This is a genomic window from Nonomuraea sp. NPDC005501, assembly GCF_040605905.1.
In the GTDB taxonomy this organism is placed as follows: Bacteria; Actinomycetota; Actinomycetes; order Streptosporangiales; family Streptosporangiaceae; genus Nonomuraea.
Map to the genome: position 1 here is coordinate 1 of NZ_JBEXDT010000070.1, position 15,994 is coordinate 15,994.

Consider the following 15,994-nt stretch of genomic DNA (forward strand, 5'->3'; position numbering starts at 1 on the left):
AGGTTCACGAACATCGCATTCACATTGCTGCGCAGCCGCGACTCCTCACCCGCCAACCGCACCGCCTCACGATGCACCTCATCGAACGCCCGCGCGACCTCGCCGATCTCGTCGTCGCCGACCACGCCGATCGGCTCCACCTCGGCCAGGGCCGCCGCCGATCCGGACGTGTCCGAGTCCCGCAGCCGCTGGACCGTTTCGGGCAGGCGGCGGCCGGCGATCAGCAGCGCCTCGCGCCGGAGCCGGCGCAGCGGGCCGCTGAGGGAACGTGCCATCAGCACGGTGACGATCAGCACGAGCACCAGGAGCACGGCGATCGCGATCGCGAAGATCATCGCGCCCTGCTGCTCGGCGACCTGCACGGTACGACTGCGCAGCATGATCGAGTCGGCGACCCGCTGCTCGACCTGGCGCATGCCGTCGATGGTCTCGGTGACCGCGGTGAACCACGCCTGCCCGTCGCTGGCGAGGTCGAGACCCCGGTCGGTGAGCGGCTGCCCGGCGTCCTGGAGTGCCAGGGCGCGGGCCTGGATCAGCTCGGCCCGGTCGACGGCCTGGCCGCTGACCGTGTCGTCGTACGCCTGGCGCAGCGCCAGCGGCACCTGTGCCCGGAACGCGGCGAGCTCGCTGTTGCGCTGGGCCCGGGCGGCGATGAAGTCGTCCAGCTCGTCCTGGCTGAAGCGGCCGACGGCCAGCGCCGAGACGAGCAGCGCCCGCTGCCGGGAGACGTACTGCTTGGCCCGCGACAACGCGGCGAACCCGGCGACGGTGTCGGTGAGCTCCTTGTCCGCCGCGCCCTGGTCGATGGTGTCGTTGAGGGCGAGGAAGTCGGAGATCGACTGGTCGTACAGCTCGATGACGGAGGAGACGTTCAGCCGGGACTCGACCGCGGTCCGGCGGGAGTTGGCCAGCTCGTCGAAACGGTTCCTGACCCGCACGGCCTCGGCCCGCAGGGGGCTGTCGGAGGCGCCGAGCGCGGTGACGTCGGGCCGCGCCTCGGCGACGAGCCGGTCCACGGCGGAGTACTGGGCGGTGATGGCATTGCGGTCACCCCTGCGGTCCTGGGCGACGAAGGTGGCGGTGAGATCGCGTTCCAGCTCGGTCTCGTGGGCCAGCTCGGTCAGCTTTCCGGCCAGGACGGCCGTCTGGTAGACGCGCTCGTACTCGGAGGCGCTGGTGACGGAGGACGCGACCCGCAGGCCGCCCAACGCCAGCGCCGCGACGGTGGGGATGACGATCAGTACCAGCAGCTTGGTGCGCACCCGCCAGTTGCGCACGATGCCGCCCGGGCCCCTGGCATGCCCGGGCTGGGCCGGCGGCCCTGTCCTCGCATGGGATGACGGAAAGGCGGACGCCTCAGCAGGTAAGCCGGAATCGCCGTTCGCAGGGGGCAATGTCTTTCTCACTGGCCTCCGCAACCTCTCCTTGGATGGCCTGGTGCAAGAGATCAAATTCGTGCCCGTGCTAACCGTGTGCCGCCCCCGGCACCCGTGGTCCGAAAACCTATTTATGTACAACAGATAAATCGGCCGCCGGTGTGGCCACACCGGCAAGTCGATCATCTTGTATATGTCTCCACGTCCAGACAGTAGACACACGTCCCCGGTGAACGCCAGCCATATCATCACCTATATCTGGACATAGCTCCAGAAAACCAGTGTGATCATTTTTCTGCCATATATATTGATAATTTCCAGAATCGGGGGACCATGCGCAAGGGTTGCCTGCGCTTTGGGGTGTGTCGAGTGTCGGCCACCCCCGTTCAAAGGAGACGCGACATGAGGCTCGCTGCGGCAGGGCGCATCGCCCTGATCGGACTGGTGGCCACCCTTGCCATGACGAGTTGCTCCAGCCCGGAGGCCAAACCCGGAGGTGGGAGCAACGCCAACGGGCTGGAGAAGACCGACCTGCTCATCGGGCAGTACCCGGGAGCCGACTCCGCCCCCCTGTTCATCGCCATCGAGCGAGGCTTCTTCAAGGAGCAGGGGCTCAACGTGAAGACCGAGGCCATCCAGGCCCCCCAGGCCGTGCTGCCCAAGCTGTCCAACGGCAGCATGGACGTGGTCCTCGGCAGCTATGCCACCATCCTGACGATCCAGAGTGAGGGCCTGGAGAAGTTCAGGTACATCGCGGACTCCTACCAGGGCGCCACCGGCGCCTTCGGGATCATGGTGGGGCGCGACTCCCCCATCAAGAAGGTCGCCGACCTCAAGGGCAAGAAGATCGGCGTGAACGCGCTCAAGGGCCTCGGCGTGCTCACCATGAACCCGCACCTGAAGATCGCCGGCCTTGACCCGAGCCCCGGCAAGGACATCCAGTACGTCGAGGTGCCCACCACGAACTGGCTGCAGGCGCTGGAGAAGGGCGACGTGGACGCGGTCTGGATGACCGACCCCTACGTCAGCGAGGCCAAGAACAAGCTCGGCGCGACGATGCTGGTCGACACCATGTCCGGCCCCACGGAGAGCCTGCCGATCACCGGCTGGGCGGCGACCGAGAAGTGGGTGAGCAGCAACCCCAAGACGATGGCCGCCTTCCAGCGCGCGATGGCCAAGGCCCAGAACATCGCCGCCACCGACCGCAGCGCCGTCACCAAGATCCTGCCCACCTTCACCAAGATCCCCGCCGCCACCGCGGCCACCATCAACCTCGGCAACTACCCGACCACGCTGAGCGCCCAGCGCATCCAGCGGGTCGCGGACCTCATGCAGGAGTACGGCTTCATCAAGGCCAAGATCGACGTCGCGCCGATGATCGTCACCTCCCAGGGATGACGTCCACGGCCACCCTGGCGCGGGCGGAGCGCACCACCCCCTCCCGCGCCCGGCTCGGAAGACTCCTCCGCCACGTCGCCGGCGTGGCGGTCTTCCTCCTGCTCTGGGAGCTGGCCGGCCGCACCGGCCTCGTCTCCTGGCTGCCGGCCGCCTCGACGTCCCTGGCGCGGGCGGCGGGGCTCGGCGCCGACCCCGCGTTCCTGACCGACCTGGCCTCCACCCTCACCGCCGCGGTCGTGGGCCTTCCGCTGGCCGTGCTCGTCGCGGTCCCGATCGGCCTGCTGCTCGGCACCGTCCCCGTGGTGGAGGAGATGACCCGGGCGATCGTCGAGTTCCTGCGGCCGATCCCGTCGGTCGCGCTGATCCCGCTCGCCCTGTTCTTCTTCCAGCCCGAGATCAACGCCAAGGTGGCGCTCATCGTCTACGCCGCCTCCTGGCCGATCCTCATCAACACCCTGTACGGCGTCCGCGACGTCGACCCGGTGGCCACCGAGACGCTGCGCTCGTTCGGCTTCGGCTCCGGCGCGGTCATCCTGCGGGTCAGCCTGCCGAGCGCGGCGCCGTTCATCTTCACCGGCATCCGGCTGGCGGCCTCCGTCACGCTCATCCTGGCCATCAGCGTGGAGTACGTCGTGGGCGGCGCCGGCGGCATCGGCGCCTTCCTCATCCAGGCGAGCACCGGCATCGGCGCCGACGCGATGGTCGACGTGATCGCGACCCTCATGTGGGCCGGGCTGGTCGGGCTCGTCGTCAACACGCTGCTCCTCCGCGCGGAGCGGCGCCTGTTCAGGTGGCGGCACGTATGATCGCGACCATCGTACGGCGGCTCTGGCTGGTGCCCGTGGTCCTGCTCGGCTGGGAGCTGCTGGCCCGGTCCCAGGCCAGCCCGTACCTGCCCGCGCCGAGCCGGATCGCCTCCTGGATGTACGAGCGGTGGTTCTCCGGCCCGTACCTGCTGACCGACGAGGCGGTGGACAACTTCGTGCCCAGCCTCGTCCGGGTCGTCGGCTCGTGGAGCATCGCCGTGGTGGCCGGGGTCGCGCTCGGCGTGGCGATCGGCCGGGTGGCCTGGCTGGCCGACTACGTCGACCCGCTCGTGGAGTTCGGCCGGGCCGTGCCGCCGCCCGCGATGCTCCCCGTCTTCCTGGTGCTGTTCACCATGGGCACCCAGGTGCAGGTGGCGACCATCGTGTTCGGCGTCGTCTGGCCGATCCTGCTCAACTCCATCGACGGGGCACGCAACGTGGACGCGCTCCAGCTGGAGACCGCCACCGTCTTCGGCGTGCCCGCCCGCCTGCGACTGTTCCGGATCATCCTGCCCTCCGCCGCCCCGAAGATCTTCGCGGGGCTGCGGCTGAGCGTCTCGCTGGCGCTCATCCTCATGGTGATCTCCGAGCTGAAGGGCAGCACCGACGGCATCGGCTACCTGCTGAGCGTGGCCGGCAACAACGCCGACATGGCCGGGCTGTGGGCCGGCGTGGTGGTGCTCGGGGTGCTCGGCTACGTCCTCAACTCCCTGTTCCTCATGGCGGAGCGCCGCGTGCTGACCTGGCACCGGGGCGCCCGCCGTACCGTCTAGGAGGCGGATGTGACAGACCTGCTGCTGAAGAACGTGCGGGTCGTGACGCATGACCGGAGCGAGCCCGTCATGGCCGACATCGCCGTGACCGGGGGCCGCGTCGACCAGGTCACGCCCGGCCTGCCCACCGAGGGCGTCCCGGAGGTGATCGAGGGCGCGGGGCGGCTCGCGTTCCCCGGCGTCGTGGACGCCCACCAGCACTGGGGGATCTACAACCCGCTGGACGAGGACGCCGGCTCGGAGAGCCGCGCCTCCGCCCAGGGCGGGGTGACGACGGCCCTGACCTACATGCGTACCGGGCAGTACTACCTCAACCGGGGCGGCGCGTACGCGGACTTCTTCCCCGAGGTGCTGGCCCGGGCCGAGGGCCGGGCCTACATCGACTACGGGTTCCACCTGGCGCCGATGTCGCGGGGCCACATCGAGGAGCTGCCCGACCTGGTCGAGCGGTTCGGCGTGCCGTCGTTCAAGATCTTCATGTTCTACGGCGGGCACGGCCTGCACGGGCGCTCGGCCGACCAGAGCGCGTTCCTCATGCTGCCCGAGGGCGAGCGTTACGACTACGCCCACTTCGAGTTCGTCATGCGGGGCGTGCAGGCGGCCCGGGAGCGGTTCCCCGAGCTGGCCAGCGAGATCTCGCTGTCGCTGCACTGCGAGACGGCCGAGATCATGACGGCGTACACGCGGCTGGTGGAGGAGGCGGGGGACCTGAGCGGCCTGGCCGCCTACAGCGCCTCGCGACCGCCCCACTCCGAGGGGCTGGCCGTGTTCATCGCCTCCTACCTGGCCCACGAGACCGGCCTGGGCAACGTCAACCTGCTGCACCTGTCCTCCCGCAAGGCCCTGGACGCGGCGGTGCGGATGGCCAGGACGTTCCCCCACATCGACTTCCGCCGCGAGGTCACGATCGGGCACCTGCTGGCCGACATCGAGACGGCGAGCGGCATCGGCGCCAAGGTCAACCCGCCGATCAGGCCGCGCGAGGACGTCGAGGCGCTGTGGGAGCACGTGCTCGACGGCACGGTGGACTGGGTCGTCAGCGACCACGCCTGCTGCCGGGAGGAGCTGAAGTTCGGCGCGCCCGCCGAGGACGTGTTCCTGGCCAAGGCCGGCTTCGGCGGCGCCGAGTACCTGCTGCCCGGCCTCATCACCGAGGGCCGCCGGCGGGGCCTGCCATGGGGGCGCATCGCCGCGCTCACCTCATGGAACCCCGCCCGCCGGTACGGCCTGCGCACCAAGGGCACGATCGCGCCGGGCTTCGACGCCGACATCTGCCTGGTGGACCCGGACGCCACCTGGACCGTGCGGGCGGCCGACTCGGACTCGGCCCAGGAGTACACGCCGTTCGAGGGGTTCGAGCTGACCGCGAAGGTCACCGACACGTTCGTGCGGGGTCACCACGTGCTGGACACCGGCAAGATCGTCGGCCGTCCCCTGGGGCGTTTCGTCCGCCGGCCGGTGGCCTGAGCCCGGCCCTGCCGGAATGGTCATCTTCATGTCCAACGATCACTGACTTCGGTAGAGTCAGCCTGGTATCTCCCGGCTTCGCCTGTCCTAGGACGTCACTTGCTCGAGATAGACAACCTCACGCACGTTTACGGTCCCGGCAGCCCCAACGAGCACCGCGCGATCGAAGGGCTCAAGCTGAGCGTCGCCGAGGGCGAGCTGCTGTGCATCGTGGGTCCCTCCGGATGCGGCAAGTCCACGCTGCTCCGCTCCATCGCCGGGCTGATCACTCCCACGGGCGGCGAGATCCGGGTCGACGGCAAGCTGGTGCGCCAGACGCCCGACAACCTGGCCGTGGTCTTCCAGGACTACAGCCGCTCCCTGTTCCCCTGGATGTCGGTGGCCGAGAACGTGGCGCTGCCGCTGCGGCGCCGGGACATGGACAAGCGGGCGCGGCGGGAGGCGGCGCAGGAGGCGCTGGAGTCGGTGGGCCTGCTCGGCGCCGCCCAGAAGTACCCGTTCCAGCTGTCCGGCGGCATGCAGCAGCGCGTCGCGATCGCCCGCGCGCTGGCCTACCGGCCCAGCCTGATGCTCATGGACGAGCCGTTCGGCTCGGTGGACGCCCAGACCCGTGAGGACCTGGAGGACCTGGTCCTCAAGGTGCGCGGCCACCACCGGATGACGATCGTGCTCATCACCCACGACATCGACGAGAGCGTGTACGTCGGCGACCGGGTTGTGGTGCTGTCCAAGGCGCCCGCGCACGTGGTGGGCGACCTCCGGGTGGACCTGCCGGGGCCCCGCGACCAGATCACCACCCGCGAGAACCCCGACTTCGTGCGCCTGCGCGGCGAGGTCGGCCGCCTGGTGCGCGGGGTGGACGTCCCCGCCTCCGCCTGACCGCCCCTACCCGCCCGCCGGCGGATCGACCACCAACCGTCCCCCTGACATCACCAGGACGGGGTACTCCAGCAGTTTGAACCGTTCGAGCGGGTCGCCTTCCACCGCGATGAGGTCCGCGGGCGCACCCGCGACCAGCCGGCCGAGCGGAGCCAGGCCCAGGTGCTCGCCGGCTCGTGCCGTGGCGGCCGAGAGCACCTCCGCGGCCGACACCGTGCCGCGCCCGACGTGCTGCATCAGCTGCAGCTCGAACGCGTCGATCCCCATGGCACGTCCGGATGCGCGAGGTCCGTGCCGTACAGCAGGCGCACGCCCGCCTCCACCAGGCGTACCGCGTTCGTGAACACCCCTGTCGTACGCGAGAGGGTGTCCAGGGTGCCGACCACCCGGACACCCGCCGCGGCCGCCCGCTTGATCAGCTCGTCGGGCAACGGATCACAGGGCACGTGCGCCCACCGCCCCGATCACGGACGTGCTGCGCACCGCCGCGGGCGTCGAGCCCGAGCTAGACGAGCTGTGGCAGCGCGCTCTCGCCAACCGCCGCACCGTCCAGCACGCCACCGCCGAGGCGCTGCTCGGCAAACCCGGCGCCCGGACCGGCATCACCGTGACCGCGCCGCAGATCTGCTGTTCGCGTTGCTGAGCCCTGAGCTGTACCTGCTGCTGGTTCGCGACCGCGCCTGGACGTGCGGCCACTATCGCGACTGGGTCCACGACACCCTCGCGGCCCAGCTCCTCGATCCCGTCACCTGAACGATCCCGCCACCTGAACGGGGCGGACGACTACGAACGCCGCCGGACCGATGGTCCGGCGGCGTTCGTCGTGCGGGCGTGTGCCGCGCCAGGCGTCAGGCGGGCAGGTGGGAGTGGCGCGTCAGCGCGTGCTCCACCAGCGTGATGAGCGTGCTCTTCACCGAATCGCGCACCCGGGCGTCCAGGCGGACGATCGGCGTGTGCGCGTTCAGCGACAGCGCCTCGCGGATCTCGTCGTCCTGGTGGGCGAACTGCCCGTCCCAGCCGTTGATGCCGATGACGAACGGCAGCTTCGCCTCCTCGAAGTAGTCGATGGCGGGGAAGCTGTCGGCCAGGCGCCGCGTGTCCGCGAGCACCACGGCCCCGATCGCACCGCGCACCAGGTCGTCCCACATGAACCAGAACCTGTGCTGTCCGGGCGTGCCGAACAGGTAGAGGATGAGGTCCCGGTCCAGCGAGACGCGGCCGAAGTCCATGGCGACGGTCGTGGTGGTCTTGTTCGGGGTGAGCGAGACGTCGTCGACCCCTGCCGACGCGTCCGTCATCACCGCCTCCGTGGTGAGCGGAAGGATCTCCGAGACCGCACCCACGAACGTCGTCTTGCCCACGCCGAATCCGCCGGCCACGACGATCTTCGTCGAGGTCAGCCCGGCGCTAGAGCCTGCGAAGTCCACTGAGCACCCTTTCGAGCAAGTTGAGGTCCGGCTTTCCCGCGTCCAGCGCAGGCTGGTGCACGCGGATCAGGCCTTCGGACGCCATGTCGGCGATCAGCACCCGGACCACACCCAAAGGCTGTCGTAAGAGGGCCGAGATCTCAGCAACCGACCTGACGTTCCGGGTCAGTTGAATGATCGCCTGATACTCCGGACTCAGCAGAGATATGTCTTGGTATTCCGACGTCACGGAGGACACCAGCGCCTCCATGGCGAACTTCATCCGCGGCGCCGTGCGCCCTCCGGTCACGGCATATGGCCGCACCAGAGAGCTCGGCTTCTGCGGACGTGGAGCCGCCGGATGCGGCGGAGTGCTATCACCAGCCCAACCCTGACCTGACACCATGTTCTCCTGTCACCGCCCTTAGCGGGGGCGGGCCGCCTGCAGTTCGGCACGTACGGCAGGCGTGAGCACCTGACCCGCGCGCTCGACGAGCAGCGTCATCTGGTAGGCCACCAGGCCCATGTCACAATCGGGCGCAGCGAGCACGGCCAGGCAGGAGCCATCGCTGATCGACATGATCATCAACAGACCGCGCTGCATCTCGATGACGGTCTGGGTCACCAGGCCGCCCTCGAAGACACGGGCAGCACCCTGCGTCAGGCTGATGACACCCGAGGCGACCGCGGCGAGCTGGTCCGCCCGGTCCTTCGGGAAACCCTCGGAGAACGCCAGCGGCAGACCGTCCGACGAGACCACGACGGTGTGCGCGACCCCTGGCACGTTGTTGACGAAGTCAGTGATCAGCCAGCTGATGCCACGCGCTCCCTGGCTCAGTTCTCTCATTTCTCCTCCTCGTTCTCTTCTCCGCGGGTGAACGCGCGGCCTTGTCGAACACCCTGCTGGAAGCTGGAGAGCCGGCTCCGCAACCTGTCGGGAGAGATCTGCGGCGCCGGTGACGTGGCCTGGGGCTCGGCCAGGCTCGCCGTACCGGGCACCAGGTTGGCCTTGGGCACGCGCCGGGGCAGGCCCGAGGACGTCACGCCGCCCTGCGCGGGCTCGGCGGCGGCCTGCGCGGCCTGGAAGCCGCTGTCGGCCGGTGAGGACCACGCGGCGCCCGCGCCCGACTCGCCGGGGCGGCGCCGGGGCAGGCCGGAAGGGCTGAGGCTTTCCTGCGCGCCGTCCTGCACGCCGAACTGCGCGCCGCGCTGCGGGAGCGGCGGCGGGCTGTCGAGCCGCACCGCGGGCTGGACGGCCGTCTCCGACTCCTGGTCGGGCTCCGGCTCGCGGGGCCTGAGCACCTCGGGGTCGGGCTTGCGGAACCAGTCGGAGCCCACCGAGGAGAAGATGGGCAGGAACTCCTCGCTCGGCGGCTCCATCGGCGAGCTGCGCACCACGGGCAGCGGGCCGGTCAGATCCTGCGAGGAGTACTCCCCCGGGCCGAACGGGTCGAAGCCGTGCTGCCCGTTGGGGGCGAAGGCGTCGGCCGGCTTGACCGTCTCGGCGAAGGAGGGCCAGCGCTGCTCCTCACCGAACGGCGCACGGGACGGCTCGTCACCGTAGGGAGAGCGCGCGGGCTCGTCGCCATAAGGCGAGCGGAGGTCGTCGCCGTAGCGGATCTCCTCGCCGAAGGACGGGCGGGCGGGCTCGTCGCCGTAGGGCGAACGGGGCGGCTCGTCGGCGTAGGGCGACCGGGCCGGCTCGGCGGGGGTGAACAGCGACGAGGCCGGCTGCTCGCCGAACGACGGCCAGCGCGGCTCGTCCTGCGCCGCGCCCGGCGGAGGCGGCTCGGTCGCGAACGACGGCCAGTTGGGCACGTCCTGGGCGGGCGCCGCCGGGTCGGCGAACGACGGCCAGCGGTCCTCCTGGGCGGCGGCGGCCGGCTGCTCCTCGCCGAACGCCGGCCAGCGCTGCTCGTCCTGGCGCGGCTGCTCCTCGGCGAACGAGGGCCAGTTGCCGGTGCCGGGGGCGGGCAGCGAGCCGGGCCACTGCGTGTCGACCGGGGCGTCGTCGCGAGGGTCGGCGAGGGCGGCCGGCGAGGCGTAGGTGCCGTTGCCGTGGCCGTTGGAGGCGGCCTCCTCGAACGGCGCCTGGCCGAACATGCTCGGGTCGAAGTCGGTGAACGCGTCGTACTGGCCGCGCTGCTGCGGTACGCCGGGCGCGCCCTGCGCGCCCACGATCAGCGTGTTCGGCAGCATGACCAGGGCGCTCAGGCCACCGGTCTCGCGCATCCGGAGCTGGACGCCCACGCCGTGGCGCAGCGCCAGGCGGCCGACCACGAACAGGCCCATGCGGCGGGAGACGGCGACGTCCACCACCGGCGGGTTGGCCAGGCGCCAGTTGGCCTCGGCCAGCTCGTCGGCCGACATGCCGATGCCCAGGTCGCTGATGGTCACGAGCACCCCGCCGTCCATCGGGGCGCTGGTGACCTGCACCTTGCTCTCGCGCGGGGAGAAGGAGATGGCGTTCTCGATCAGCTCGGCCAGCAGGTGGACGGCGTCGGTGACGGCCGGACCGGCGATCTGCACGCCGGAGGGGATCTGAATCTGGACCCGCTCGTAGTTCTCGACCTCGGACAGCGAGGCGCGGGCGACGTCGACCAGCGGCACCGGCTCGCTCCACTTGCGCGCGGCCTCCTGGCCGGCGAGGACCAGGAGGTTCTCGCTGTTGCGCCGCATGCGGGTGGCCAGGTGGTCGAGCCGGAACAGGTTGGCGAGCCGGTTCTCGTCCTCCTCACCCTGCTCCAGGCCCTCGATGAGCTGGAGCTGCCGTTCGACCAGCGTCTGGCTGCGGCGGGAGAGGTTGACGAACATGGAGTTGACGTTGGCACGCAGCTTGGCCTCGTCGCCGGCCAGCCTGATCGCCTCGCGGTGGACCTCGTCGAAGGCCCGGGCCACTTCCCCGATCTCGTCACGGGTGTTGACGCCGATCGAGGGGACCTCGGGCAGCGCCGCGCCGTCGCCCGACTCGCGCAGCGCGCGGACGGTCTCGGGCAGCCGGGTGGTGGCCACCTGGAGCGCCTCGGCGCGCAGGCGGCGCAGCGGGCGCACCAGCGAGCCGGCCACGCGGGTGGTGAAGACCAGGACGAGGAGCAGCAGGACGAGGATCATCGCGCCGGAGATGACGGCGCTGCGCTGCTCGGAGTCGCTCAGGTCCCGGGCCTCGGTCACGACGCGGGTGGTCAGGCCGTCCTCGACCTTACGCAGGCCGCTGACCTGGAGCGAGGTGCTCTCGTGCCACAGGTTGAGCTCGCGGCGCGGGGTGGCGGTGATGTCGAGGTCGCGGATCGTCTTGTACTCGCGCAGCTGGGCGAGCGCCCGCTGGCGCATGGCGTCGGCACGGTCGATCTGCAGGCCCCGCATGTTCTTGCGGTAGGCCTGGAGGTCCGCGGTGCCCGCCTCCTCCTCGAAGGTGGCGAGCTCGGCCTGCTGCCGGTTCCAGGAGCCGAGGAAGTCGGACAGGTCGTCGTAGTCGAGCTTCCGCTCCACGAGCGCGACGACGAGGATGCCCTGCTGGCGGGAGACCTCTTCCTTGGCCCTCTGCAGCGCTCCGAGGGTGACGACGTCCGAGCCGAAGGCGTCGTCCTGGGTGCCGCCGGCCAGCTCGTCCTGGAGCTTGCCCATGACCTCGATCATCGAGCTGAACGTGCGCAGGGCGGCTCGGGGCGGCGCGCTGCCGGTCTGGACGATCGACTGGCGCAGGCCGTCGAGGCCGGTCAGCCAGCGGCGGATCTCACCGGCCTCCTCCAGGGTGCGTGGCGAGTGGGTGGCGTCGAGCGCCCCCACGGCCGCCAGCACGCGCTTGCGGACGGCGTTGACGGCGTCACGCTGGGTGTTGAGCTGGGCGCGGCGGGAGGCGCGGCGGCCCTCGGCGATGTACCACGCCGTGAGCGTCCGCTCCTTGCCGAGTTCGTCGGACATCGCGCCGACGGTCTGCACCAGCTCCGCGATCTGGGTGAGCCGGCGGTACTCGGCGCTGGTGGCGATCGAGTTGGCCAGCTGGACACCGGCGAGGAGCACGCCGACGACGGTGGGGATGAGGATCAGCGCGACCAGCCTGGTGCGCACACGCCAGTTCCCCAGCCGGAACCGGCCGCCTGCGTACTCCTCCGGCCTGGTGTGCCTGGGGTTATCGGTCCTCACTGACTCTCGCAACCTCTCGCCGTACGTGCTCGATAAACCTGACACGCTTGGGGCGCATGGGATTCGTGCGGGCTGGGTAATTGGAACACAACCCGTACCAGATCAGCCAACCGGACATATCCCATCAAATGCGACCAGACGTGCCGTTGGAGTCGCATATCACCGCGCGTCTTTCTCAGGCGGGCCGGAACGAGTCTCGCTCCGCCGGCGCCGCGTGCTTGACCATCAGGTGACGGGTCACCGAGTATTCCTGCACCGCCTCCTGGCTCATGTCCTTGCCGAACCCGCTGCCCTTGACCCCGCCGTGCGGAGCCTCGCTGGCGATGGGCAGGTGGTCGTTCACCCATGTCACGCCCACGTCGAGACGGTGCGAGACCCGCATCGCCCGGGCGACGTCGCGCGACCACACCGAGGAGGCCAGGCCGTAGCGCGTGTCGTTGGCGAGCCGGACGGCCTCGTCCTCGCCGTCGAAGGGGAGGACCACGAGGACGGGGCCGAAAAGTTCTCCTTGTACGATATCGCTCTTCTGATCTACCCCGGTCACCAGAGTCGGCGGGTAGTAGAACCCGGAACCCTCGGCGGGAGCGCCGCCGTGGAGCACCCGACCGCCCGCACGCTGCACGAACCCGTGCACGCGGTCGCGGTGCGCCGCCGAGATCAGCGGTCCGATGTCGGTGGCGGGGTCCCACGGATCTCCGGTCACGATTTCGGCAAGAGTCGCCCGGATCGCCTCCACCGCCTCGTCGTGGACGCGCCGGTCGACGTAGACACGCGTGGCCGCCGTGCAGTCCTGGCCCGTGTTGTACGTCGCGCCCATCGCCACGCCGGTCGCCATCGCGGCCAGGTCTGCGTCGTCGAACACCAGCGCGGGCGCCTTGCCGCCGAGCTCCAGGTGCACCCGCTTGAGCGTCCGGGCCGCGCCCGTCATGACGGCCCGGCCCGTCTCGGTGGAACCCGTGACGCTGACCATGTCCACGCCCGGGTCGGTGACGAGCGCCTCCCCCACCTCGGCGTCGCCCGTGACGACCTGCACCAGGCCGCGCGGCGCGCCCGCCTGGGCGAACAGCTCGGCCAGCCGCAGCGTGGAGCGCGGCGTCTGCGGGGCGGGCTTGATCACCACCGCGTTGCCCGCGGCGATGGCCGGGCCGAGCTTCCAGACGGCCATGACCAGCGGGAAGTTCCACGGCGCGATCGACCCGACGACGCCGACGGGCCGGCGCACCATGATCGAGGTGTAGCCGCGGCTGAACACCCCGGCGCCCGTGCCCTCCAGCGAGCGGGCCGCCCCCGCGAAGAAGCGCAGGTTGTCCACCGCGAACGGCAGCTCGCCGTCGCGTACGACGGCGGCCGGCTTGCCGGTGTCCTCCACCTCCAGCCGGGTCAGCTCGTCGGCGTCGGCCTCGACCAGGTCCGCCACGCGCAACAGCAGCCGCGCGCGCTCCGCCGGGGTCGCCTCGGCCCACTCGGCGAAGGCGGCGCGGGCCTCGCCCACGATCCGCGCCACGTTCTCGACGGAGGTGTCCGGGACGCGGTCCGTGGGGGCGCCGGTCGCCGGGTTGATCAGTTCGCGCATGGTTCCTGTTCCTGGCCGGTCGTTCCTGACCGGCCGTTACTCCTGACCGGCCGTTGTTCCTGGCCGGTCGTTGTTCCCGACCGGCCGTTACTGCTTGCCGGTCGTCGTTCCTGGCCGAGCCGTTATTTCTGGCCGGTCGTTATTCCTGGCCGGTCGTTATTCCTGGCCGAGCCGCTCGATGAGGTCGGCCGCCTTGCGCAGGCCGTCGCGGCGGCGGATCTCCTCGCCCGCGGCCTCCAGCCGGGCGCGCAGCTCGGTGTCGCCGAGCAGGCGGTCGAGCGCGCCCGTCAGCTCCTCGTCGCCGAAGGCGTAGGTGGACAGCCGGACGCCGTAACCGAGCTCGTGGACGCGCTGGGCGTTGTCGTACTGGTCCCAGAACAGCGGCAGGAGGATCATCGGCTTGCCGAAGTGCAGCGCCTCGGTGGTGGTGTTGTTGCCGCCGTGGGTGATGACCAGGTCGCAGAGCGGGATGATCTTCGTCTGCGGCACGAACTCGGCGCCCCACATGTTGTCGGCCAGCTTGATCTCCTCGTGCAGCGGGCCCTTGGAGACGATGAACTGGTGCGGCGTGGTGGCCAGCACGTCGATCACCCGCTGCATCAGCTCCACGTCGGAGGAGCCGAGCGAGCCCAGCGAGAAGTAGACCAGCGCGCCCTCGCCGCGCGGGAAGGGCAGCTCGAACGGCTCGTCGGTCTCCCGGACGGACGAGTCGAGCCGGTGCCACGTGGGGCCCAGCGGACGCTCGGCCGTGTAGTCGAGGATCTCCGGGAAGACGTAGAGGTTCAGGTCGCCCTCGTGGATGAAGTCGAGGTCGGGCAGCGGCTCGGTGCCCTGCTCGACGCTCCACTCGTTGAAGGCGCTCCACAGCTCGCGGTGGGTGCGCTCGTACTCCGCCCGGAAGGCGTCCCATTCGCCGCGGTCGTCCGCGGGCAGGCCGGAGAAGACCGGCGCGACGTTCTCGCCGCGCACCTCCAGCGGGTTGCAGGAGACGATGCGGACGAACTTGCGGCCCGCGGTGAGCAGGGCCGGGAACGTGATGACGTTGTCCTCGACGATGACGTCCGGCTGGACGCGCTCGATGATCTCCTTGAGGCGCGGCTCGCAGTACTTCACGCCGTCGATGAGCGACTCCCAGATCGGCTTGGTGACCGTCTCCAGCTGCTCCAGCGTGCTCTTGCGGTACTCGGGCGCGGTCTCGCGGATGAAGTCCTTCCAGAACTGACCCGCGTCCTGCTCCTCCTCGGCCGGCGGCGCGAGGTCGACCAGGTCCTCCTCGAAGCCGAGGGCCTCCAGCTTGCCCTTCCAGGAGGCCTCCGCGGCGAAGACGACGCGGTGGCCGCGGCGGCGCAGGATGTCGCCGATGCCGATGCAGTTGTTGGTGGGCCCGTAGGCGCTTTCTGGCATGAACAGGATCGTGAGAGACATCACGTTACTCCGGAGGGGGCGAACTAGTTGAACGTGAATTCAAATACTCATCTAGCGTAGAGGTCAACTTCAAGGCACTATGGTCACGGCTTCCTGAATGGGAGGCGAACAGCTCGGGGGAACGAGGTGGTGAGCATGGCCCAGCGCAAGAGCCGCACCGACCGGCGCATCGACCTGATCGAGGCGGCGCGCCGCGCCATCATCCGCCACGGCATCGACGGCGTCCAGCTCTCGCACGTCGCCGAGGAGGCGGGCCTGACCTCGGGCGCCGTGCTCTACCACTACCCCGACCTCAGCGAGCTGCTGGTCGAGGCGCAGCACGCCGGGATGGAGCGCTTCTACGAGCAGCGGCTGCGCCGGCTCTCCACCGTGACCGACCCGGTCAAGAAGCTCGTCATGACGATCCGCTCCGGGCTGCCCACCGGGCCGCTCGACCCCGACGTGCGCCTGCTCAACGAGCTCGGCGGCGCCGCCGGCCGCAACCGGGTCTACGGGGTGCTGCTCACCTCCCTGTACGACCGGCAGGTGTCGATGTACCAGTCGATCCTGGACACCGGCTCCGCGCTCGGGGTGTTCCGGCTGAGCGGCGACTCGCAGTCGCTGGCACGCAACCTGGTGGCCCTGGAGGACGCCTACGGCTACCGCATCACGGCCAGGCACCCGGTGATCGGCCCCGAGGAGGCGGCCGAGCTGATCCTGTCCTACGCGCGCACGGCGACGGGCAACGACCTGGTGCACTGAGCCCGTC

Annotated in this window: 16 protein-coding genes; 7 read left to right on the forward strand and 9 right to left on the reverse strand. The window is 70.3% G+C overall.

The genetic code is table 11. The annotated features are described in order from the left end of the window. Window positions 1-1,277 (reverse strand): nitrate- and nitrite sensing domain-containing protein (locus tag ABZS51_RS29010; RefSeq protein ID WP_355447388.1); only part of this gene is annotated, 1,277 nt, incomplete at its 3' end. A 501-nt stretch (window positions 1,278-1,778) separates the two neighbouring features. On the opposite strand from ABZS51_RS29010, the gene ABZS51_RS29015 reads away from it, so the two are divergent. From ABZS51_RS29015 to ABZS51_RS29035, 5 genes are all read left to right on the forward strand, one after another. Further along, a complete protein-coding gene (locus tag ABZS51_RS29015) occupies window positions 1,779-2,774 on the forward strand; it encodes an ABC transporter substrate-binding protein (protein ID WP_355447391.1) in 996 nt (331 codons plus the stop codon). Further along, window positions 2,771-3,580 (forward strand): ABC transporter permease subunit, encoded by an 810-nt coding sequence (locus tag ABZS51_RS29020; protein ID WP_310710702.1) that lies wholly within the window; start codon window positions 2,771-2,773, stop codon window positions 3,578-3,580. The genes ABZS51_RS29015 and ABZS51_RS29020 overlap by 4 nt, the downstream gene beginning before the upstream one ends. Next, window positions 3,577-4,353, forward strand: a complete 777-nt coding sequence (locus ABZS51_RS29025; protein WP_310710701.1) for an ABC transporter permease — start codon at window positions 3,577-3,579, stop codon at window positions 4,351-4,353. The genes ABZS51_RS29020 and ABZS51_RS29025 overlap by 4 nt, the downstream gene beginning before the upstream one ends. Window positions 4,354-4,362: 9 nt before the next feature. Next, window positions 4,363-5,820 (forward strand): dihydroorotase family protein, encoded by a 1,458-nt coding sequence (locus ABZS51_RS29030; RefSeq protein ID WP_355447394.1) that lies wholly within the window; start codon window positions 4,363-4,365, stop codon window positions 5,818-5,820. A 99-nt stretch (window positions 5,821-5,919) separates the two neighbouring features. After that, a complete protein-coding gene (locus ABZS51_RS29035) occupies window positions 5,920-6,699 on the forward strand; it encodes an ABC transporter ATP-binding protein (RefSeq protein ID WP_310710699.1) in 780 nt (259 codons plus the stop codon). A 6-nt stretch (window positions 6,700-6,705) separates the two neighbouring features. On the opposite strand, the gene ABZS51_RS29040 is transcribed toward ABZS51_RS29035, so the two are convergent. Continuing rightward, window positions 6,706-6,966: an amidohydrolase family protein gene (locus ABZS51_RS29040; protein WP_355447398.1), complete on the reverse strand. Its 261-nt coding sequence runs from the start codon at window positions 6,964-6,966 to the stop codon at window positions 6,706-6,708. After that, a complete protein-coding gene (locus tag ABZS51_RS29045; RefSeq protein WP_355447401.1) occupies window positions 6,936-7,145 on the reverse strand; it encodes a hypothetical protein in 210 nt (69 codons plus the stop codon). The genes ABZS51_RS29040 and ABZS51_RS29045 overlap by 31 nt, the downstream gene beginning before the upstream one ends. Before the next feature lie 26 nt (window positions 7,146-7,171). Here ABZS51_RS29045 and ABZS51_RS29050 point away from each other — a divergent pair, with 26 nt between their 5' ends. After that, a complete protein-coding gene (locus ABZS51_RS29050; protein WP_355447404.1) occupies window positions 7,172-7,342 on the forward strand; it encodes a hypothetical protein in 171 nt (56 codons plus the stop codon). Window positions 7,343-7,547: 205 nt separating this feature from the next. On the opposite strand, the gene ABZS51_RS29055 is transcribed toward ABZS51_RS29050, so the two are convergent. The 6 genes from ABZS51_RS29055 to ABZS51_RS29080 form a co-directional block, all read right to left on the reverse strand. Next, window positions 7,548-8,099 carry an ATP/GTP-binding protein gene (locus tag ABZS51_RS29055; protein ID WP_310710786.1) on the reverse strand — a complete coding sequence of 184 codons (552 nt, stop codon included), beginning with the start codon at window positions 8,097-8,099 and terminating at the stop codon, window positions 7,548-7,550. 7 nt (window positions 8,100-8,106) lie between these two features. Further along, window positions 8,107-8,511 (reverse strand): DUF742 domain-containing protein, encoded by a 405-nt coding sequence (locus ABZS51_RS29060; RefSeq protein WP_055507219.1) that lies wholly within the window; start codon window positions 8,509-8,511, stop codon window positions 8,107-8,109. A gap of 18 nt (window positions 8,512-8,529) precedes the next feature. Further along, a complete protein-coding gene (locus tag ABZS51_RS29065) occupies window positions 8,530-8,943 on the reverse strand; it encodes a roadblock/LC7 domain-containing protein (RefSeq protein ID WP_198654238.1) in 414 nt (137 codons plus the stop codon). Between the two features lie 5 nt (window positions 8,944-8,948). Continuing rightward, window positions 8,949-12,173, reverse strand: coding sequence for a nitrate- and nitrite sensing domain-containing protein (locus ABZS51_RS29070; protein WP_355447407.1), 3,225 nt, complete (start codon window positions 12,171-12,173; stop codon window positions 8,949-8,951). A 250-nt stretch (window positions 12,174-12,423) separates the two neighbouring features. Next, window positions 12,424-13,821 carry an aminobutyraldehyde dehydrogenase gene (locus ABZS51_RS29075; RefSeq protein WP_310710697.1) on the reverse strand — a complete coding sequence of 466 codons (1,398 nt, stop codon included), beginning with the start codon at window positions 13,819-13,821 and terminating at the stop codon, window positions 12,424-12,426. Window positions 13,822-13,977: 156 nt separating this feature from the next. Continuing rightward, window positions 13,978-15,225: a glycosyltransferase gene (locus ABZS51_RS29080; RefSeq protein WP_355447410.1), complete on the reverse strand. Its 1,248-nt coding sequence runs from the start codon at window positions 15,223-15,225 to the stop codon at window positions 13,978-13,980. A gap of 156 nt (window positions 15,226-15,381) precedes the next feature. On the opposite strand from ABZS51_RS29080, the gene ABZS51_RS29085 reads away from it, so the two are divergent. After that, entirely contained in the window at window positions 15,382-15,987 is a 606-nt protein-coding gene (locus tag ABZS51_RS29085; protein ID WP_310710695.1) for a helix-turn-helix domain-containing protein, read from the forward strand. The last annotated feature ends 7 nt before the right edge of the window (window positions 15,988-15,994 follow it).